Genomic DNA, 18,386 nt, shown 5'->3' on the forward strand with positions numbered 1-18,386 from the left:
AGAAGAGAGTTGCGCCAGAGTGCGGTGGGGGGGCGGCGCGAGAGCCACGACGCCTCGCGTCGACGGGAGATCCGAGAGTCGCCTGAGAACGCGCGGGGATACGACCGTGACGGGCGCGACGGGCGCACCGGGCGCGGCGCCGCCGGCCGCATCGGCTCCTTCCCCGCTTACCCTTCTAAGAAAATCTTCTTCTTCTTCTCTTTCGTCTGGTCCCGCCTCGACGAACACCTCATCGAGCGCGACTCCCGCGTCGAGCGCCTCCTCGACCATCCTCTTTCCCTCGAGGAGCATGCGGTCGCCTTCGGCGACCGCGCGGACGGCGGCGGCGATGCGCGGGTTCGTCGGGGACTCGATGCGGGGCATGCGGGCGGAAGTCTAGCCCGCGTCGTGCTTAAATCCCGCTCGATGAAATCGGAGATCGGGGCGGCCGGGGCGGCCATCGTCGCAAAAGCTTCGCCGCTGACCGCGCTCTGGACGTTTCCGTCCGTGCTGTTCTCGGCGTTCCTCGTCGCCTGGGGCGCCGAGGCTGCGCAGTTCCTCGTGTCGCAGGGGCTCGCCCTCGCGATCCTCGCGTGGCTCCAGACGCTGCCCGAGTTCGCGGTCGAGGCCGTCATCGCGTGGGAGGCCGGGAAGGATCCCTCGAAGGTTCACCTCGCGATCGCGAACTTCACGGGCTCGATTCGTCTCCTCGTGGGCCTCGGCTGGCCGCTCGTCTACTTCGTGGCCGCGTACTTCGCGCGACGGACGGGAAAGCGCAAGACGTGGATCGCGATCGAGTTCGACGACGAGCACGCGCTCGAGGTCATGGGCCTCCTGCCTCCGCTCGCGTGGTTTGCCGTCATCTGGTGGAAGGGCTCGCTCGGCCTGTGGGACGCCCTGATCCTCTCGATCTGCTACTTCGCCTACCTCTTCGCTCTCCTGAGGCTCCCGCCGCGCACGGGCGACGTCGAGGAGATCGAAGACCTGCCGGCGGTGTCGAAGTGGGCGCTGCGCCAGGGGCCGGGCCGGCGCGGCTGGGCGATCGCCGGGATCTTCGTCGTCGGCGGACTGATGCTCGTCGTCTCCGCGCATGCGTTCGTCGAGTCGATGCTCGCGCTCGCGATCGCGGCGGGCGTCGCGCCGTTCGTCTTCGTTCAGTGGGTCGCGCCGTTCCTCTCGGAGTTTCCCGAGAAGCTCTCCGCGTTCAACTGGGCCCGCCAGATCACGAAGGCGCCGATGGCCGTGATGAACCTCGTCTCGTCCACGATCAATCAGTGGTCCATCCTGACGGCCCTCATCCCGGTCATCTACTCGTTCTCGCGGGGGACGCCGTCGGCGATCGTCTTCGACGAGCACCAGCGCGTGGAGATCCTGCTCACGATTCTCCAGAGCTTCCTCGGCTGGCTTCTCCTCGTGAACCTCAATCTCCAGGCGTTCGAGGCGGCCATCCTGTTCGTGTTCTGGTTCGTCCAGTTCGCCGTGCCGTCGACGCGCGGCACGATGCTCTACGTCTACGCGGCGTGGTGCGGATTCGAGATCCTGATGATCGCGATCGGCCGCCGCAATCCGCGGGCGATCGGCGCCGCGTGGAGAGTCCTGAGGGGCCAATGAGATTTGCGAGCCGCGCGTCCCGCGTCGCCGCGTCGGCGACCCTCGAAGTCATGAGGACCGCCGCCGCGCTGCGGGCGAGCGGGGTGGACGTCCTCGACCTCGGCCCCGGCGAGCCGGACTTCCCGACGCCCGACTTCGTGAAGGCCGCCGGGATCTCCGCGATCCAGTCCGGTTTCACCCGCTACACGGACGCGTCCGGCACGCCCGAGCTGCGCGCCGCCATCGCGGAGCGCTACGCGCGCGAGTGGAAGGCTCCGTGGGGGCCGGCCGACGTCGTCGTGACGAACGGCGGCAAGCAGGCGCTCCACACGGCGATCCTCGCGCTCTTCGAGGAGGGGGACGACGTCCTCGTCCCCGTCCCATACTGGGTGTCGTTCCCGGAGATGGTCACGCTCGCCGGGGCGCGCCCGGTCTTCGTCCCGACGTCGCAGGAGAACGGCTTCCGCCTCACGGCATCGGACGTCGAGGCCGCGGCGACGCCCGCGACGCGCGGAATCCTCGTGAACTCGCCGACGAACCCGTCGGGCGCCGTCATCGAACCCGCCGAGATCGAGAAGATCGTGCGCCTGTGCGCCGCGCGCGGCTGGATGTTCCTCTTCGACGAGTGCTATGACCGGTTCGTCTTCGAGGGCAGGCACCTCTCGGCAGCCGCGCTCGCCGCCGAATTCCCGGAAACGGTGGTCCTCGCGGGCACGTTCAGCAAGACGTACGCGATGACGGGCTGGCGGGTGGGTTACGCGTGCGCCGCGAGGCCCGTCGCCGAGATGATCGGCCGGATCGTCGGCCACGCGACGTCCAACGTGTGCTCCGTTGCGCAGGCCGCCGCACTCGAGGCCCTTCGCCGCCCCGACGAGAGCGCGAAGGCGATCGAGAGGATGCTGGCCGAGTACCGGCGCCGCCGTGCGTACCTGATCCCGGCGCTGAACGCGCTGCCGGGCTTCCGGTGCACGCCGCCCGGCGGGACGTTCTACGCATTCCCGGACGTGTCCGCCTGGTACGGGAAGACCGTCGGCGGTGTCGCGGTCACGGGCTCGGCGTCGTTCGCGAAGGCGCTCCTCGACGGCGCCGCCGTCGCCGTGACGCCCGGCTCGGCGTTCGGCGAGGACCGCTGCGTCCGGATCTCCTTCGCGACGTCCATGGAGCGCCTCGAGGAGGCCCTGAAGCGGCTCCGCGGCGTCCTCGGTTGACGCCCGCTCAGCGGTAGACGACGTCGGAGGCGGCCGCCGGCCGGGAGGGCGCCTCGACCATGACCTTGTTTCGGCCCGCTTCCTTGGCCGCGTAGAGCGTCGCGTCGGCGCGTGCGACGAGCCCCTCGAGCGTCGAGTGCTCGAACGGCGGCACGTGGACCGCGATGCCCGCCGAGATCGTGATCGGCCGGGCGATCCGCGGGGGCTCGAGCGACGCGACGGACTTGCGGAGGCGCTCGAGCGCGCGCACGGCCGCGACGGCGTCGGCCTCGACGAGCAGCAGGACGAATTCCTCGCCGCCGTAGCGGCCCGCGAGGTCGATCGCGCGGATCGTGCGCGTGATCGCTCCCGCGACGGCCGAGAGCGCGGCGTCGCCCGCCGGGTGCCCGTGCGCGTCGTTGAAGGCCTTGAAGTGGTCGAGGTCGAGCATCGCCACCGCGAGCGGCCGGCCCGTCCGCTCGGCGCGGGCGATCTCCGCGCGCGCCCGCTCGCGGAACGCGGCGCGGTTCAGGAGGCCCGTGAGAGGGTCCGTCGTGGCCCGGGCGAAGAGCCGGCGCTCCTCGTCCGCGACCGTCGGCAGGAGGAGCACCGTGAACAGGATGAAGCCCGCGCCGAGCGGCGGGACGACGGTGCGCGCGAGGAGAAACGCGTGCCGCTGGGCCGTCTCGGCAAGGCCGGCCAGCGCGAGGACGCTCGCGGCCGCGAAGAGAAACGCCCGGGTCCGGCGCGAGCCCTGGCCGAGGTCGTAGAGAAGCCCTGCGGCGAGGGCGGCGACGAGGACCGCGGACGCGTTGTCGAGCGCGTGGGGCCTGTCGGGCCGGACGATCGGGAGGACGAGGACGGCCGCGGTCGCGAACGCGAGAGCCGAATAGAGCGCGAGGGTCCGCCGGGCCCGGGAGGCGACCACGAGCGTGAGCGCCACGAGCCCGAAAGCGGCCGCCGTGAGCGCGCAGAAAAGCGCGGCAATCTGCCCGGCCGAGAGCGTCATGTTGGAGACGATTCTACGTTCGGCGTGCCATCATCGCGGGGGAGAATCCCATGAAGCGACTCGTTCTCATGGCCGCCGCGGCGGTCCTCTTTTCAGCCCCGCCCGCGACCTCTGCGACCTCCTACAAGCTGCCCCCGAAGGAAGTCGTTCAGATGCTCGACGCCCCCGGCCCGCCGCAGGCGCGGCTGAGCCCCGTCGGCGATGCGGCTCTCCTCGTCGAGATCGAGCAGAACCCGCCCCTCTCCGTCGTCGCCGAGCCGTTCCTCAGGCTCGCCGGCGTGCGACTCGTGCCGGCACGCGGCGCTCAGCAGCACCTCCTGTCGGCGTCCGGCCTCACGGTGCTCTCCCTTCCGGAAGGCCGGAAGACCCGAGTCGTCCTCCCCGCGGGCGCGCGTATCGGGATGCCCGTGTTCTCTCCGGACGGCAACGTGTTCGCGTTCACGCGCGATACCGACGACCGGACGGAGCTGTGGCTCGGCGAGACGAAGTCGGGCGCCGTCTCCTCCGTGGCCGGGGTCCGCGTGAACGACGTCGCGGGCGAGGCCCTGCATTTTTCGAACGACGGGAAGACCCTGTGGATCCTCGCGGTCCCGCAGGATCGCAAGCCGGCGCCGCCCGAGCCCGCGGTGCCGCAGGGGCCGGCGATCGAGGAGACGGCCGGGAAGACCGCCCCGACGGCCACGTTCCAGGACCTCCTGAAGAGCTCGCGGGACGAGGATCTCTTCGAGCACTTTGCGACGTCGCAGATCGTGAAACTGGACGTGGCGTCGAGGCGCTCCGCGGCCGTCGGCGCACCGGGCCTCTTCACGCGTCTCGACCCGTCTCCGGACGGGCGGTATCTCCTCGTGGCGCGGATGAAGCGGCCGTTCTCGTACCGCGTCCCGTACCGCGAATTCCCCCACGCCCTGGAGATCTGGGACGGGGCGGGCCGCGTCCTGCGCGTCGTGGCCGATCTCCCGCTGGCCGACCAGACGCCGCGGCAGGGCGTCCCGACGGGTCCGCGCCACGTCGAGTGGCAGCCCATGGAAGAAGCTTCGCTCTTCTGGACGGAGGCCCTCGACGGCGGCGACCCGCTCCGGAAGGTCCCGTTCCGCGAATCGCTGCGCACGCTGCGCGCCCCCTTCGCGGGCGACGGGCGGGAAGTCCGCCAGCTCGTCCACCGGCTGCAGGGCGTCGAGTGGACCGTGACGCCGGGAACGGCGGTCGTGACCGAGTTCGACCGCAGCCGCCGCTGGCGGACGACGTCGGTGATCGACCTCGACAACGCCTCCACGCCGGCGCGCGCCCTCTTCGACCTGTCCGCGCAGGACGCGTACAAGGACCCGGGCCGTTTCGTCACCGGGACGTCGCGCCGCGGCCGCCGGACGATCCTGCAGGAAGGCGTCGTGGCGTTCCTCTCCGGCGAGGGCGCGACGCCGGACGGCGCCCAGCCGTTTCTCGACGCCGTGGACCTTTCCAGCGGGCAGACGCGCCGCCTCTTCAAGTCGTCCGGCGACGCGCTGGAGCGCTTCGTGGGGTTCCTCGGGGAGAACCGGACGAAGATCGTGATCCGGCGCGAGAGCCCGTCCGAGCCCCCGAACCTCTGGCTGGTCGACCTCGCGCAGCACACGCGCGCGAAGCTCACCGACTTCAAGGACCCCGCGCCGCAGTTCGCCGGCGTGAAGAAGGAGATCCTCAAGTACACGCGCGCCGACGGCGTCGCCCTCTCGGGCACGCTCTACCTGCCCGCGGGCTACGAGGCCGGCAAGCGCCTCCCATGCCTCGTGTGGGCGTATCCGCTGGAGTACTCGGACGCCGGCACGGCCGGGCAGGTGCGCGCCTCGCCGAACTCGTTCACGCGGCCCATGGGCGCCTCGCCGCTCTTCTTCCTGACGCAGGGTTGGGCCGTCCTCATGGATGCGACGATGCCCGTCGTCGGCGACCCCGAGAAGATGAACGACACGTACGTCGACCAGATCACGGGCGCCGCGAAGGCGACGATCGACGCGCTGGACGCCCGGGGCGTCGTGGACCGGAGGAAGGTCGTCGTCGCGGGCCACAGCTACGGCGCGTTCATGACGGCGAACCTCCTCGCGCACAGCGACCTCTTCGCGGCCGGCATCGCGCGCAGCGGCGCCTACAACCGCACGCTCACGCCGTTCGGCTTCCAGACCGAGCGCCGCAGCCTCTGGGAGGCGCCCGAGACGTACCTCAAGCTCTCGCCGTTCATGGTGGCGGACAAGATCAAGGCGCCGCTGCTTCTGATCCACGGCGAGGCCGACAACAACTCGGGCACGTTTCCGATCCAGTCCGAGCGCCTCTACGTTGCGATCCAGGGCACCGGCGGCACTGCGCGCCTCGTACTCCTCCCGTTCGAGGGGCACGGTTACCGGGCGCGCGAGAGCGTGCTCCACACGCTGGCCGAGATGCTGGACTGGGGCGCGCGCTGGACGGCGGACAAGCCGGCGTCTCCGCCGAACTAGGGCTTCGGCGGGAACGCCTTCGCAAGGAGGTGCTTCTGCACCTTCCCGAGGGCGTTGCGCGGCAGCTCCGGCAGGGCGACGACGTCGCGCGGCTTCTTGTAGTCCGCGAGGTGCTCCGCCGCGAAGGCCGCCACCTCGGCGCAGGCCGCGCCGGGCTCGCAGCCGTCGGCGAGAACGAGCGCCGCGGCGATCCGCTGGCCCCAGACGCGGTCCTCGAGGCCGACGACCGCGGCGTCCTTCACCTTCGGGTGGCGCCGGAGCACGTCCTCGATCTCCCGCGCGGCGATCTTGTAGCCGCCGCTCTTGATGACGTCCACGGATTTGCGACCCACGATCGTCACGGATCCATCCGGCGCGCGGCGCGCGACGTCGCCCGTGAGGAACCAGCCGTCGCGGAACGACGCGGCCGTATCGGCCTCCCGGCCCCAGTAGGCGCTCATCATCCCGTCGCTCTTCACGACGATCTCGCCCAGCTCGCCGTCGGCGGCGTCGCGTCCGTCGTCGTCCACGATGCGCACCGAGCTACCCGGCGTCGGACGACCCACGGTGCCCGGCCGGCGCTCTCCGCCGTAGGGGTTGGAGAGCGTGAAGAGCGTCTCGCTCATCCCGTAGCGCTCGAGGATCGCGTGACCCGTCTTCGCGCGGAACGCCTCGAAGTCGGCCGCGGGCAGGGGAGCGCTGCCGGCCGTGAAGAGGCGGGCCTTCCGCAGCGCGGCGGCGGCTTCCGGATGCGCGTCGAGGTGCTCGAGCAGGCGGACGTACATCGTCGGCACGCCCATGAAGACGGTGGCGCCCTCCCTCGCGAAAGCCTCGACGACGCGCGCAGGATCGAAGCGGGGCTCGAGGAGGAGCGTCAGGCCGTTGACGAGCATGCCGGTTACGCCAAGGACGAGGCCGTGGACGTGAAAGAGCGGCAGAGCGAGCAGCAGGCGATCCTCGGGCGCGAAACGCCAGAGGCCCGTCACGGACGCCGTGTTGTCGGCAAGGGCTCGGTACGACAGAGCGACACCCTTGCTCTTGCCTGTCGTGCCCGACGTGTAGATGAGTGTGGCGATGTCTTCGTCTTTTCGGGGAGGAACCGAAGAGAAGATTCTCTTAGAAGGTGAAGAGGGGGAGGGCCCCGTGGCGGGGAACGCATCGGCCACGGAAAACACGTGGCGCAACCCCGGCAGCTCTTTCATTCTAAGAATCTCTCTTAGAACCTCGGTGCTCTCTTCACTCTCGGCTCCCATCAGCACCGCCACCGCTCCGGAGTCCTCGAGGATGTGCCGCGCTTCGTCGGCCTTGTAGCGCGTGTTGATCGGGACGTGGATGACGCCGGACTGGAGGTGGCCGATGAAGGCGGCAATCAGCTCGGGGCACGTCTCCGCGAACACCGCCACGCGGTCGCCGCGGCGGATGCCGAGGGACTCCAGGTGGGCAGCGTAGCCGCTCGCCCACCGGTGCATCTCTTCGAATGAGTGAGAGCGGCCGCCCCACACGACAGCCGGATGCGCCGCGCGGCGCGTCAGCGAGCCGAGAAGTCGATCATGGGCGCCGCCGGTGGTCATGCCCTCTTCACCTTCTAAGAAGATCTTCTTCTTCTCTTTCTTCTCTTCAGACCGACGCATGCCCGAGATATCGCTCGCGGACGCCCGGGTCCGAGCGGAGCTCTGCCGAACGCCCCGCAAGCGTGATCGTGCCGGTCTCCATCACGTACGCCCGGTCCGCGAGGGCCAGGGCGTGTTTCACGTTCTGCTCGACGAGGAGGACGGTCACGCCCCGCGCCCGGATCTCGCGCAGCGTCGCGAAGACCTCGCGGACGAGGAGGGGCGACAACCCGAGCGCCGGCTCGTCGAGGAGGAGGAGCCGGGGCTGCGCCATGAGGCCGCGGCCGATCGCGCACATCTGCTGCTCGCCGCCGGACAGCGTTCCGGCCTTCTGGTGGATGCGGCGCTTCAGCACCGGGAACATCGCGAAGACCTCCTCGAGCGTCGCGTCGCCCTTCGCGCGCGCCACGCGAGGGTAGGCGCCCATCCGGAGGTTCTCGAGGACCGACATCCCCGGCCACAGCTGGCGGCCTTCCGGGACGAGGACGAGGCCCCGTGCCGCGAGTGCATGGGCCGGAGAGCCGCCGACGTCCGCCCCGTCGAAGACGATACGGCCCCGGCGCGGGGCGAGGAGGCCGGCCACGGTTTTCAGCGTCGTGGACTTCCCCGCGCCGTTCGCACCGATGAGCGTCACGACCTCGCCCGGCTTCACGCTGAACGACACGCCGCGGACGGCCTGCACGTCCCCGTAGAAGACGTCGATTTCCTCGACGGCGAGGAGGCTCACGACGCGGCCTCCTCGTCGCCGATGTAGGCGGAGATGACGGCCGGGTCCGCGAGGACGCCGTGCGGCGGGCCCTCGGCGATCTTCTCGCCGAAGTTCAGGACGAGGATGCGGTCCGTCACCCCGGCGACCGCGTGGACGTGGTGCTCGATCATGAGAACGGTCACGCCCGCGTCGCGGATGCTCCGCACGAGGGACATCGCGGCGACGATCTCTGAGGGGTTGAGGCCGCCCATGACCTCGTCGAGGCAGAGGCAGGCGGGCTCGGCGGCCAGGGCGCGCGCGATCTCGAGGCGCTTGAGGTCGCCGATGGGGAGGGTGGCCGCGAGATCTCGCGCCCGCGAGGACAGGCCCGTGCGCTCGAGAACCTCGGCCGTGCGCCGCCGCGCGTCGCCCCCCCGGCGCCTTCCCGCGCCGAAGTGCGCGCCGATCGAGACGTTGTCCTCGACGGTCATGTCGCGGAACGGCCGAACGATCTGGTGGGTCCTGACGAGCCCGCGCCGGACGACGGCGTGGTTCGGGAGGCCGTCGGTGCGCCGGCCGCGGAAGCGGATCTCTCCGGCGGTCGGCGCGAGCGCGCCCACGAGGCACGAAAAGAGCGTCGTCTTGCCCGCGCCGTTCGGTCCGATCACTCCGTAGATCTCGCCGGGTGCGACGTCGAACGACACGTCGTCGAGCGCGGTCAGGCCGCCGAAGCGCTTCGTGAGGCCGCGGACGGAGAGGAGCGTCTCAGGCGGCACGCGCGGCCTCCGCCGGGGCAGCGGGCGTCCGGCGCACGCGCGCGACGAGGCGGCGCGCGAGCCCGACGAGACCCTTCGGCTCGTAGAGCATCACGAGGATGAGGAGTCCCCCGTAGATGAAGAGGTACGAGTCGCGGAGCGCGGGAACGGAGAGCAGCTTGATCTGGAGCGTCGAGAACACGATCGCCCCCAGGACGGGCCCCGCCACGGTCCCGACGCCGCCCACGATGGGCGCGAGGACGATGGCGAGGCTCAGCCGGAAGTCGAAGACGGAGCCGGGCGCGATGTACTGGAAGTTGATGGCATAGAGCGACCCCGCGAGGGCGACGAGCGCGGCCGACAGGGCGTGCGCGCCGAGCTTGAAGCGCGTGGAGTCGACGCCGAGCGACTCGGCGGCGTCGATGTCCTGCTTGATCGCCGCGAGCGCGTGGCCGAACGCGCTTCTCCTGACGAGCGCCGCGATGACGACCGTGACGATCGCGAGCGCGGCCATGGCCTCGTAGTTGAGCGTGAAGTCGAAAGAGCCCGCGGGCATCCTGAGGCCGCTCGACCCGCCCGTGAACGAGACGCTCGAGGCGACCACGCGGACGGCCTCGCCGACGCCAATCGTCGCGATCGTGAAGTACGGGCCGCGCAGGCGGAACGCGGGAAGGCCGATCACGACCGAGAACAGCGCCGCGAGGACGGCGCCGAGCGGCAGCGTCCAGAACGGGTTGATCCCCTTCAGCGACAGAAGGACCGTCGTGTACGCGCCGATCCCGAGGAACGCCGAGTAGCCGAGCGAGACCTGGCCCGCGAAGCCGCCGAGGATGTTCCACGCCGAGGCGAGGATGACGGCGAACGCGAGGTTCCAGACGTCGTTCAGCGTGCCGCGCTCGAGGAAGAGGGGCGCCGCCAGCGTCCAGACCGCGAGGGCCGCGCCCGCGGCGAGCGGCAGCCGCTTCACTTGAACACCGCCCTCACGCGCGCGGCGAGGCCCGGCAGGCCCTGCGGGAACGCGACGAGGGTGACGAAGAGGAGCGTGAAGCTCGCAGCGTCCTGCAGGGAGGTCGGCAGCGTCGTCCACGAGCCGAGCCCGTTCTCGAGGAACGCGAGGACGAGCGCCCCGGCCGCGACGCCGGTGACGCTCTCCATGCCGCCGAGGACGATGATGCAGAACGCCTTCAGGAGGAAGCTCCGGCCGAAGTCCGGCGTGAAGGCATAGAGCGAGGACAGCATCCCGCCCGCCACACCCGCGAACGCCGTCCCGAGGCCGAACGCCATCGCCGAAATGCGGTCCGCGTCCACGCCCGCGAGGAGGGCCGCGTCGCGGTTCTGCGTCACGGCGCGGATCGCCTTGCCGAGGTACGTCGCCTTCAGGACGACGTTCAGGAAGACGAGAGACAGAACGCTCCCCGCGAATACGAACAGCGACGGCACGCCCACCCGCACGCCCAGCACGGGCACCGATTTCATCGTGTAGGACGTCAGGATGGACTGCGTGTCGCCCGTCCAGATCACGTACGCGAGGTTCTGGAGGACGAGCCAGACGCCGAAGAGCAGCAGGAGAGACTCCATGGACGGCGTCGACCCCGAGCGGGGGAGCCGGCGCACGACGAGCCGGTAGAGGACGACTCCGATCAGGAAGAAGAGCGGCCCGACGACGAGAAGCGAGAGGAACGGGTCGAGGCCGAAGCGCGTAAAGAGCGCGAGCGTCGCGTAGGCCCCGAGCATCATCAGGCCGGCGTGCGCGAGGTTGATGATGCGCATCACCCCGTAGATCACCGCGAGGCCGTACGCCATCGTCGCGTACAGCGCCGCGGAGATCACGGTGTTGACGAGGACCCCGGCAATGTCCTGCAAGAGGCCCCGAGATTAGCAGGCTAGGCGAGGCTCGCCGCGTCGATCACGAAGCGGTAACGCACGTCGCTCTTCATCATCCGGTCGTAGGCCTCGTTGATCTTGCCGGCGGGGATGACTTCCACGTCGGCGGTGATCTTCTTCGCGGCGCAGAAGTCCAGCATCTCCTGCGTCTCGGCGATCCCGCCGATCATGGAGCCCGCCAGTTTCTTGTTCCCGAAGATGACGGACATGGCGGAGATCCGGGCGGGCTCGGGCGGCACGCCCACGACCACCATGGCGCCGCCCGTCCGCAGCATCCCGAGGTGGGCGTCGAGGTCGTGCGGGACGGAGATCGTGTCGATGATGAGGTCGAACCGTCCGGCCAGCTTTTTGAACGTCCCTTTGTCGCTGGTGAGCTCGAACGCATGCGCGCCGAGGCGCTTCGCGTCGGCTTCCTTCGACCGCGACGTCGAGAGCATCGTGACCTCGGCGCCCATCGCGGCGGCGTGCTTGACGGCCATGTGGCCGAGGCCGCCGAGGCCCACGACGCCGACGCGGTCGCCCGGCTTGCAATTCCACTGGCGCAGCGGCGAGTACGTGGTGATCCCGGCACAGAGGAGCGGCGCGGCGGCGGCGAGGTCGAGCCCGGCGGGCACCTTCACGGCGAAACGCTCCTTCACGACGACGCGCTGCGAGTAGCCGCCATAGGTCGGCGTCTTGCGGTCCATCTCCGTGCCGTTGTACGTGAACGCGGCGCCGCCGAGGCAGAACTGCTCGAGGCCGCGCTTGCAGGGGTCGCACGCGAGGCACGAGTCGACGAAGCAGCCCACGCCGGCGAGGTCTCCGGCCTTGAACTTCGTGACGCCCGGACCGGTCCGCGACACGCGTCCGACGATCTCGTGGCCGGGGACCATGGGGTAGATCCCCTTGCCCCATTCGTCGCGCACCTGGTGGATGTCGGAGTGGCAGACGCCGCAGAAGAGGATCTCGATCTCGACGTCGGTGGCGCCGGGCTCGCGGCGGTCGATCGTGAGCGGGACGAGAAGGGCGTTCGGCGCGGGCGCGCCAAAGGCACGGACGGTTGAGGACATGGATTCTCCTTGTGGGCTCTACGCCGCCTGAGGGCGGCCGGATGGAGAGTCTAGCGGGGCGGCCCGAGCGTCCGGACGTAGCGCGCCGTGGCGACGGCCGCGACGAGGGTGGGCGCGACGAGAACGATGAGAGAGACGGGCAGGAAGACGTCCGGCGGGAACGGCCTGAGGACGTAGAGCGCCCATGCCGCGAGCACGCCGCAGAGGCACGCGACGATCAGGCGACGCCCGAAATACGCGTTGGCGTCGTACCAGATTTCTTCGCTCGAGAGGGTGGCCCGGGTCCGGAATCCGTACACGACGTTGGGCGGCACCTTCCCGAGCGCGAGCGGAATCGCCACGAGGATCAGGACGATCGAGAGCCCTAGGACCGTGAAGAAGCCCTTTTCGAAGACGGTCATTCGACGCCTCTACTCCTTCTTCGGCGGTCCCGGCGGCTGGGGCGGCTGGTCCCGGTGCCACCAGGCGTCGGGCGCGGCGGGCTCGGGCTGCAAGGGGCCGACGTTGTCGGCGGACACCTTCGCGAAGATGAAGTTCTCGGACGGAACCGGCTCGCCCGCGAGGCGCCGGAGCATCGCGAGCTGGCCGGCGTGCGTCATCGCGTCCGAGAGCGGCCCCTGCAGGAACTGCTCGTCGGAGATCCGGGCCACGAGCAGGGGATCCGTGAAGTCGTCGCGCAACGCCTCGAGCGTCGCGTGGAAGCGGGCGACCTCGTCCTCGAACGTCGCGAGCCGCGGCGGAGCGAAATCGCCCCCGTGGAGCATCGTCCGCGCGTAGCCGACGACGCCGGTCATGTGCCAGACGAGCTCGTGCGGCGTCCGGACGTTCACGCCCGCGCGGAACTCCCCGAAGCCGGCCGGAGCGCCGCGCAGCGCCTTCTGCGCGCGGTAGGCGAGGGCCCCGAGGAAGTGCCGCAGGAGGCGCCGGGACTCGGTCACGCGCCGACTCTAGCGAATCGGGCGTCCCTCACGCCATGAGGGCCTTGATGTGCTTCGACACGGCCCTCAGCTGCGCCGCGTCGGCGCCGCCGAGGACGGACCGGACGATGGGCGCCATCACGCGGACGGCCCCCGACACTCCGAGGCTCGCCGTCTGCCGCGCGACGAAGCCCAGCTTCGCGTCGGCGACGGCTTTGAGGAAGTAGTGGTCCATCCCGGACTCGGTGAGCGTGAGGACGAGCGCGCACAGGTCGTCCGCGTGCCGCGTCGGATCGGCGTCGCCGTCGATCTTCGTCAGGATCTTCAGCGTGCGCGAGCGCAGGGCGGGTGGGAGAGGGAACCGGAGGGACGTCTTCGATGCGGGCATTTGCCTCCTCACTTAAGTTCGAATTCGACGAGGACTCCACTCTCCTTGCCATCGTTGACGAATGTGTGCGTGACCGCCGCCTCGACCCAGTGGAGGTCGCCGGCCTTGACCGGATGCGCCATGGAGGCGTTATCGGGCGACGTCATGCGCAGGTTCATGTCGGTCGCGGCGACGAGCAGGTACGGGCGCGCGTGGGTGTGCTGCGCCGAACCGGCGCCGGGCGCCAGCTCGTAGCGGTAGACGCGCATCTGCGGGTTTTCCGCCGCGGGCGCCGAGATCGGGGGCGCCGCGGCACCGGCTGGCCGCTTCAGGATCTGCACGTCGATGACGTCGAACAGCGTGGTCCCGACATTCCTGACCCGGTGCGTGAGCGCCTTGGGCTCGTTGTTCCGCGCCGACACGAAGCCGGCAGCCCTGGATTCGGGCGCGCCCGCCGGCATCCCGGGGCTGTCCGACGTCACGGTCGCCCTGCTCAGGCGGACGGCCGCGTCGTCGTGGGCGTGGATGTGCATCCCGGAGGCCTTTCCGGGCTCGAGGGTCACGCGAAAGGCCTGGACGTAGTCGTTCTTCAGGACCGTCCTGTGTTCCGGCTCCTGTTCGACGGGAACCGCGCCGTCCGGCGCTGGCGACGCCGCGGCTGCGGCGGCGATCAGGGCGATGATGGCGACGTTCATCTCTTCGCTCTCCTCGAGGACTTCGATTTGCCAGAGCTGTTCAGGTCAACCGCCTGGCGAAAGAGCGCTTTGAAGGCGGACCCGTCGACTTTCTCTCCCTCGTGGATGTCGATCGCTCGGCGCGCGTTTCCGTCGAGGCTCGAGTTGAAGAGACGGGCCGGATCCTTCAGGGACGCGCCCTTGTGGAAGGTGAGCTTCACGACGCTCTTGTAGGTCTCGCCCGTGCAGATGATGCCGTCGTGCGCCCAGACCGGAGTGCCCATCCACTTCCACTCCTCGACCACGTCCGGGTCCGCTTCCCTGATGAGCTTGCGCATTCGGCCGAGGGTCTCCCCGCGCCAGTCACCGAGTTCGGCGATTCTCTTGGAGATGAGCTCCGATGCCGACTTGTTCTGGCTCGAACCCGACTGCTTCATGAGCTATCCGGTCTTCAAAGGCCCGGCGATCTTGTAGGTGCTGAAGTTGATGCCGGACGGGAATGCTTTCGTGCTGACGAGCTCGAACGAGCGTGGCGGGGTTCCCTCGGCAAAGAAGCGCTTCCCCGTGCCCAACAGGACCGGATAGACGGCCAGCAGGACTTCATCCGCAAGCCCTTGTTCGAGCAGCGGCGATGTCAGCGTGGAGCTACCCGAGAGGACGAGGTCCGGGCCGTCCTGCGCCTTGATGCGGCGAATGCCCTCGACGATGTCCGGTCCAAGGCCCTCGAACGGGCCCCATTCGAGACTCTCGGGGCGGTGAGTCGCGACATATTTTTTTGCCGCATTGAGGACGTCCGCCATCGGACTGCTCGGCGCCTTTGGCCAGAAGCCCGACCAGATGTCGTAGGTGCGACGGCCCAGCAGCAGATCGAAGCTCCCGCCATACGCCGCGAGCATTGCATCCCGGCCAGCGGGGGTCCGATAGGGCGCGGTCCAGTCGCTGTAGGGGAAATCGTCGTCGTCGACGGAATGCTGGATCACGCCGTCCAGCGAAATGTGTTCGATGATTCTGAGCTTTCTCATTTGAGTCTCCGCGCCGTCACTTCGCTGGCTTCCGGCGAGGCCGTTTCATCGCCGCAGTCGACTTGATGATCAGTGTGCCACGACCCCTGGAAGGCAACGGAACACTGGCCCGGTCAATCGTAGCGGCGATCAGCGCCTCTACATCCGGATGCGCCAACTGTTTTGCAGCCTCCACCCGGATGAAGCGGGTCTGCCTACCCGATCCCATCAGGAGCTTCTTCGGGTCGGGCAATTGAGGTCCATGCATGAAGTACAGACGCACACCGTCGGCACGCGCGGCGGTTGAGACGATCGAGTCCACGCCGCGATCCGTCGGCGAATACGCGATGACGAGGGAGGTGCCGTAGTCGTACACCAGCTCGTTGGCAGCTGGCAGTCGCTTACGCACAGCGGATCGGACCGAGCGGATGAGCCGCTGGTCCCTGGGATCGAACCTCTCGATGAAGGACCGAAGGCGTGCTTCCGGTGTGCCCTTCGCGCTAACGGAGCCGGCCGCCATCTCTTCCTCCAGATTCATGTACGGAGTGCTGCAAGAGTTCCGCCCAACGCTCTGGCTCGGCGGCGGGACGCGCAGCGAACCGTCCGCTGCAACCGGTTGTCACGCGGGGCAAGCCCGCACGCCGCCGCGCAGCACCAAAGACTTCGAACGAGACAGTGTCGCAGGTTGATTCCCCATCGGCCGAGAGGTTTCGGCGACTTGGTCTGCTATGCGTCATCGTATGCTCTCTCCAGTGCCGCCACGTCCAGCTTTACCATCTTCATCATCGCTTCCATCACACCCTGTACCTTCTTTGGATTCTTGTCGCTGATGAGCTCCATGAAACGCCCGCCGCGACTGCCAAGTGATGCCGAATGCCGGATCGGTCAGCGGCCACACTGCGACGGGGGGCCGCCCGGCGCTGACCAGCTTGTTCCAGTACTCGTCAACTTCTTCCTGATCTTCGCAGTCGACAAAGAGCGAGATACCTTCGGAGAATCTGAAGTACGGGCCGCCGTTGTAACCCATGAAGGACTGACCACCGATGACGAATTCGGCGGAAGTGATTGGGCCGTCTTTACCAGTGCGGGCGACGTTCTTTATCTCAGAGCCCGGGAATGTGGTGGTGTAGAACGCCATTGCCGCTTCGGGGTGGGCCGTGGAAAGGCAAGGGGGGTCTCACTTGGACATCCGTGTGTCTCCCTTTGTTGGGGTCTCCGCCTCAACGATATCGAGTTCAGCGGCGAGAAGGAAGGAGCGCAGCGACTGACGCCGAGATGGGATGAGAAGGCCGGTCTCCCCGACGCAGTCGGAAGATCCGCTGCAAGGGAAAAAGGGCTCGAGGCCCAGAAGGGAGACCGGCCGTGAAGAAGCGTAGCACCGGGAATGGGGCCGAGGTGACGGGAGCGTGGACGGCGGGGATGGACCTGGGGGATCGGACGAGCCACATCTGTGTGCTGGACGAGGGAGGGAGGGTGGTCGAGCGGGGCAAGGTGCCGACGACGCAGGAAGGGATGCGGAAGCGGTTCGAAGGAGCGGCACGAATGCGAATCGCCATGGAGGTGGGTACGCATTCGCCGTGGGTGAGCCGGCGTCTGAAAGGATTTGGGCACGAGGTGCTGGTGGCCAACCCGCGAAAGACCCGACTGATCTACCAGAGCCGCGGAAAGCAGGATGCTGTGGATGCCGAGGCGCTGGCGAGGATCGCGCGGCTGGACCCGAAGCTCCTGTACCCCGTGGAGCACCGTCCCGAAGGCGTCGCAGAGGATCTGGCCGTGCTGCGCGCGCGCGACGTGCTGGTGAGAACACGGACGCAGCTCGTCAACCACGTCCGAGGAGCGGTGAAGGCCACGGGACACCGGCTGAAGAAATGCTCGGCTCGGACATTCTCGGAAAAGGCCGTGGACGAGATTCCCGAGGAGGTCGGCGAAGCGTTGTCGAGCGTCGTTGCGACGATCGAAGCCGTGTCGAAACAGATCCTGCAGCTCGACAAACGCATCGCCGAGCTGGGGAAGAAGAAGTACCCGGAGACGGCGCTCTTGAGGCAGGTGGGAGGAGTGGGCCCGATCGTGGCGCTGGCCTACATCCTGACGCTCGAGCATCCAGGCCGATTCCGTAAGAGCCGGGCCGTCGGGCCGTACCTCGGGCTCGTGCCGGCGCGAAGCCAGAGCGGGGAGAGCGACCCGCAGCTGCGCATCACGAAAGAGGGAGACGCGTTCTTGCGCCGCCTGCTGGTTCAGTCGGCGCAGTACGTCCTCGGCCCATTCGGGCCGGATTGCGATCTCAGGCGAGCCGGCCTTTCGTTGTCGGCTCGTGGAGAACGCAACGCGAAAAAGCGGGCCGTCATCGCCGTCGCACGAAAGCTGGCCGTGCTGTTGCACCGGCTGTGGAAGAGCGCGGAAGTCTATGAGCCGCTGCGCAAGGCCCGTGCACTCCAGGACGCGACCGTGGCGGCGTAAGCAACCAGCGAAAGGGAACAGCAAGAGGATCCGATCAAAGTGATATCCCCATTCGAGTCAACGCCCCGTCAGGGCAACTGCGCAGCGGACTCTGGTCCCCACGGGCTTCGGCCCGTGACGGAAACACCGACGCCGAGATTGCAGCGCCCTCTCGGACTAGACCCCCTCATGCACCAGGCCGAAACGACGCGGCCCACACGAGTGCGAATGGAAGCGCGGCGAACAACTCGAGCTTCGGGACTCCCGGCGATCTCAGCCTCTGTTGACTACGACCGGCCTTCTCATGGAAGTCCGCTGCAATGAGGTGTTAGGCGGCAGGCCGCACGCTAGTCGCTGCAAGGGGATCGCGTGAAGGGTACAGAAGGCGACTCGGGCCCGTTATTTGGCCAGGGAGTAAAGGTCTCCCAGCAAGCACGGCACAGGGCCTCGTAAGAGAAGTCATAGAGCGTGTGTACAGGGCTGTTGCGCAGATCGGCAATACAGGTTTGTCGAATCCACTCGGACGTGTTGATACCGGGGGCGTAAGAGAAGCCGAATGTAGGCTCGCCCGGGCACTGTGTCGGCGGGAACGTGAGTAGGCCTCTGAGGTCGGCGACGAGGCACCTCAGGCGAGTCGCATCGTCGGGCAAGAGCGTGCCTTCATACAGACCATCGGGAATGCGCCAGTGGTGGGTTGTGCCTAACCTCACCCTTCCAGAAATCAGGATCGTTACATCGAACGCGGGCCCGTTACGATCGAACTGGTTGATAACGATGTGGCGGAGCGGGCAAGGCTGGG

The 18,386-nt window shown here is 68.6% G+C and carries 19 protein-coding genes; 4 read left to right on the forward strand and 15 right to left on the reverse strand.

Annotation, left to right across the window (positions count from 1 at the left end):
- The first annotated feature begins 9 nt into the window (after positions 1–9).
- Together IPL89_12235 and IPL89_12240 are read left to right on the forward strand one after the other, a co-directional pair.
- The gene (locus IPL89_12235) at positions 10–1,590 is read left to right on the forward strand and encodes a hypothetical protein (protein MBK9063944.1); all 1,581 of its coding nucleotides are present in this window, start codon (positions 10–12) and stop codon (positions 1,588–1,590) included.
- Positions 1,587–2,777, forward strand: coding sequence for a pyridoxal phosphate-dependent aminotransferase (locus IPL89_12240; protein MBK9063945.1), 1,191 nt, complete (start codon positions 1,587–1,589; stop codon positions 2,775–2,777). Before IPL89_12235 ends, IPL89_12240 begins: the two co-directional genes overlap by 4 nt.
- Before the next feature lie 7 nt (positions 2,778–2,784).
- Here IPL89_12240 and IPL89_12245 read toward each other — a convergent pair whose 3' ends face one another.
- On the reverse strand, positions 2,785–3,765 hold the full coding sequence (locus IPL89_12245) for a GGDEF domain-containing protein (protein ID MBK9063946.1): 981 nt from the start codon (positions 3,763–3,765) through the stop codon (positions 2,785–2,787).
- 68 nt (positions 3,766–3,833) lie between these two features.
- Here IPL89_12245 and IPL89_12250 point away from each other — a divergent pair, with 68 nt between their 5' ends.
- The gene (locus IPL89_12250) at positions 3,834–6,227 is read left to right on the forward strand and encodes a S9 family peptidase (GenBank protein MBK9063947.1); all 2,394 of its coding nucleotides are present in this window, start codon (positions 3,834–3,836) and stop codon (positions 6,225–6,227) included.
- Here IPL89_12250 and IPL89_12255 read toward each other — a convergent pair.
- The 14 genes from IPL89_12255 to IPL89_12320 form a co-directional block, all read right to left on the reverse strand.
- Positions 6,224–7,837 (reverse strand): AMP-binding protein, encoded by a 1,614-nt coding sequence (locus IPL89_12255; protein ID MBK9063948.1) that lies wholly within the window; start codon positions 7,835–7,837, stop codon positions 6,224–6,226. The two genes, IPL89_12250 and IPL89_12255, sit on opposite strands and share 4 nt — an antisense overlap.
- Entirely contained in the window at positions 7,824–8,543 is a 720-nt protein-coding gene (locus IPL89_12260) for an ABC transporter ATP-binding protein (protein MBK9063949.1), read from the reverse strand. Before IPL89_12260 ends, IPL89_12255 begins: the two co-directional genes overlap by 14 nt.
- Complete coding sequence (locus IPL89_12265) at positions 8,540–9,280, reverse strand: ABC transporter ATP-binding protein (GenBank protein ID MBK9063950.1); 741 nt, start codon at positions 9,278–9,280, stop codon at positions 8,540–8,542. Before IPL89_12265 ends, IPL89_12260 begins: the two co-directional genes overlap by 4 nt.
- Positions 9,270–10,226, reverse strand: coding sequence for a branched-chain amino acid ABC transporter permease (locus tag IPL89_12270; GenBank protein MBK9063951.1), 957 nt, complete (start codon positions 10,224–10,226; stop codon positions 9,270–9,272). The genes IPL89_12265 and IPL89_12270 overlap by 11 nt, the downstream gene beginning before the upstream one ends.
- Entirely contained in the window at positions 10,223–11,122 is a 900-nt protein-coding gene (locus tag IPL89_12275; protein MBK9063952.1) for a branched-chain amino acid ABC transporter permease, read from the reverse strand. Before IPL89_12275 ends, IPL89_12270 begins: the two co-directional genes overlap by 4 nt.
- 20 nt (positions 11,123–11,142) lie before the next feature.
- Positions 11,143–12,192, reverse strand: a complete 1,050-nt coding sequence (locus IPL89_12280; GenBank protein MBK9063953.1) for an NAD(P)-dependent alcohol dehydrogenase — start codon at positions 12,190–12,192, stop codon at positions 11,143–11,145.
- Between the two features lie 50 nt (positions 12,193–12,242).
- Positions 12,243–12,593 (reverse strand): SdpI family protein, encoded by a 351-nt coding sequence (locus IPL89_12285; GenBank protein MBK9063954.1) that lies wholly within the window; start codon positions 12,591–12,593, stop codon positions 12,243–12,245.
- Between the two features lie 9 nt (positions 12,594–12,602).
- Positions 12,603–13,130 (reverse strand): hypothetical protein, encoded by a 528-nt coding sequence (locus tag IPL89_12290; protein ID MBK9063955.1) that lies wholly within the window; start codon positions 13,128–13,130, stop codon positions 12,603–12,605.
- 28 nt (positions 13,131–13,158) lie between these two features.
- Positions 13,159–13,497 carry a hypothetical protein gene (locus tag IPL89_12295; GenBank protein ID MBK9063956.1) on the reverse strand — a complete coding sequence of 113 codons (339 nt, stop codon included), beginning with the start codon at positions 13,495–13,497 and terminating at the stop codon, positions 13,159–13,161.
- 8 nt (positions 13,498–13,505) lie between these two features.
- Complete coding sequence (locus IPL89_12300) at positions 13,506–14,171, reverse strand: hypothetical protein (protein ID MBK9063957.1); 666 nt, start codon at positions 14,169–14,171, stop codon at positions 13,506–13,508.
- A complete protein-coding gene (locus tag IPL89_12305; GenBank protein MBK9063958.1) occupies positions 14,168–14,587 on the reverse strand; it encodes a DUF1801 domain-containing protein in 420 nt (139 codons plus the stop codon). The genes IPL89_12300 and IPL89_12305 overlap by 4 nt, the downstream gene beginning before the upstream one ends.
- Before the next feature lie 3 nt (positions 14,588–14,590).
- Positions 14,591–15,172 carry a dihydrofolate reductase family protein gene (locus tag IPL89_12310; protein MBK9063959.1) on the reverse strand — a complete coding sequence of 194 codons (582 nt, stop codon included), beginning with the start codon at positions 15,170–15,172 and terminating at the stop codon, positions 14,591–14,593.
- 16 nt (positions 15,173–15,188) lie between these two features.
- Complete coding sequence (locus tag IPL89_12315) at positions 15,189–15,689, reverse strand: hypothetical protein (protein ID MBK9063960.1); 501 nt, start codon at positions 15,687–15,689, stop codon at positions 15,189–15,191.
- 195 nt (positions 15,690–15,884) lie between these two features.
- On the reverse strand, positions 15,885–16,289 hold the full coding sequence (locus IPL89_12320; protein ID MBK9063961.1) for a VOC family protein: 405 nt from the start codon (positions 16,287–16,289) through the stop codon (positions 15,885–15,887).
- Positions 16,290–16,570: 281 nt separating this feature from the next.
- Here IPL89_12320 and IPL89_12325 point away from each other — a divergent pair, with 281 nt between their 5' ends.
- Positions 16,571–17,608 (forward strand): IS110 family transposase, encoded by a 1,038-nt coding sequence (locus IPL89_12325; GenBank protein MBK9063962.1) that lies wholly within the window; start codon positions 16,571–16,573, stop codon positions 17,606–17,608.
- The last annotated feature ends 778 nt before the right edge of the window (positions 17,609–18,386 follow it).

Source organism: Acidobacteriota bacterium, assembly GCA_016716715.1.
Lineage (GTDB): Bacteria > Acidobacteriota > Thermoanaerobaculia > UBA5066 > UBA5066 > Fen-183.

Coding starts and splice junctions, on each gene's coding strand:
- IPL89_12240 (MBK9063945.1), top strand. CDS start 1,587: ATGAGATTTGCGAGCCGCGCGTCCCGCGTCGCCGCGTCGGCGACCCTC.
- IPL89_12245 (MBK9063946.1), bottom strand. CDS start 3,765: ATGACGCTCTCGGCCGGGCAGATTGCCGCGCTTTTCTGCGCGCTCACG.
- IPL89_12250 (MBK9063947.1), top strand. CDS start 3,834: ATGGCCGCCGCGGCGGTCCTCTTTTCAGCCCCGCCCGCGACCTCTGCG.
- IPL89_12255 (MBK9063948.1), bottom strand. CDS start 7,837: ATGCGTCGGTCTGAAGAGAAGAAAGAGAAGAAGAAGATCTTCTTAGAA.
- IPL89_12280 (MBK9063953.1), bottom strand. CDS start 12,192: ATGTCCTCAACCGTCCGTGCCTTTGGCGCGCCCGCGCCGAACGCCCTT.
- IPL89_12285 (MBK9063954.1), bottom strand. CDS start 12,593: ATGACCGTCTTCGAAAAGGGCTTCTTCACGGTCCTAGGGCTCTCGATC.
- IPL89_12295 (MBK9063956.1), bottom strand. CDS start 13,497: ATGCCCGCATCGAAGACGTCCCTCCGGTTCCCTCTCCCACCCGCCCTG.
- IPL89_12300 (MBK9063957.1), bottom strand. CDS start 14,171: ATGAACGTCGCCATCATCGCCCTGATCGCCGCCGCAGCCGCGGCGTCG.
- IPL89_12305 (MBK9063958.1), bottom strand. CDS start 14,587: ATGAAGCAGTCGGGTTCGAGCCAGAACAAGTCGGCATCGGAGCTCATC.
- IPL89_12310 (MBK9063959.1), bottom strand. CDS start 15,172: ATGAGAAAGCTCAGAATCATCGAACACATTTCGCTGGACGGCGTGATC.
- IPL89_12315 (MBK9063960.1), bottom strand. CDS start 15,689: ATGAATCTGGAGGAAGAGATGGCGGCCGGCTCCGTTAGCGCGAAGGGC.
- IPL89_12320 (MBK9063961.1), bottom strand. CDS start 16,289: ATGGCGTTCTACACCACCACATTCCCGGGCTCTGAGATAAAGAACGTC.
- IPL89_12325 (MBK9063962.1), top strand. CDS start 16,571: ATGGACCTGGGGGATCGGACGAGCCACATCTGTGTGCTGGACGAGGGA.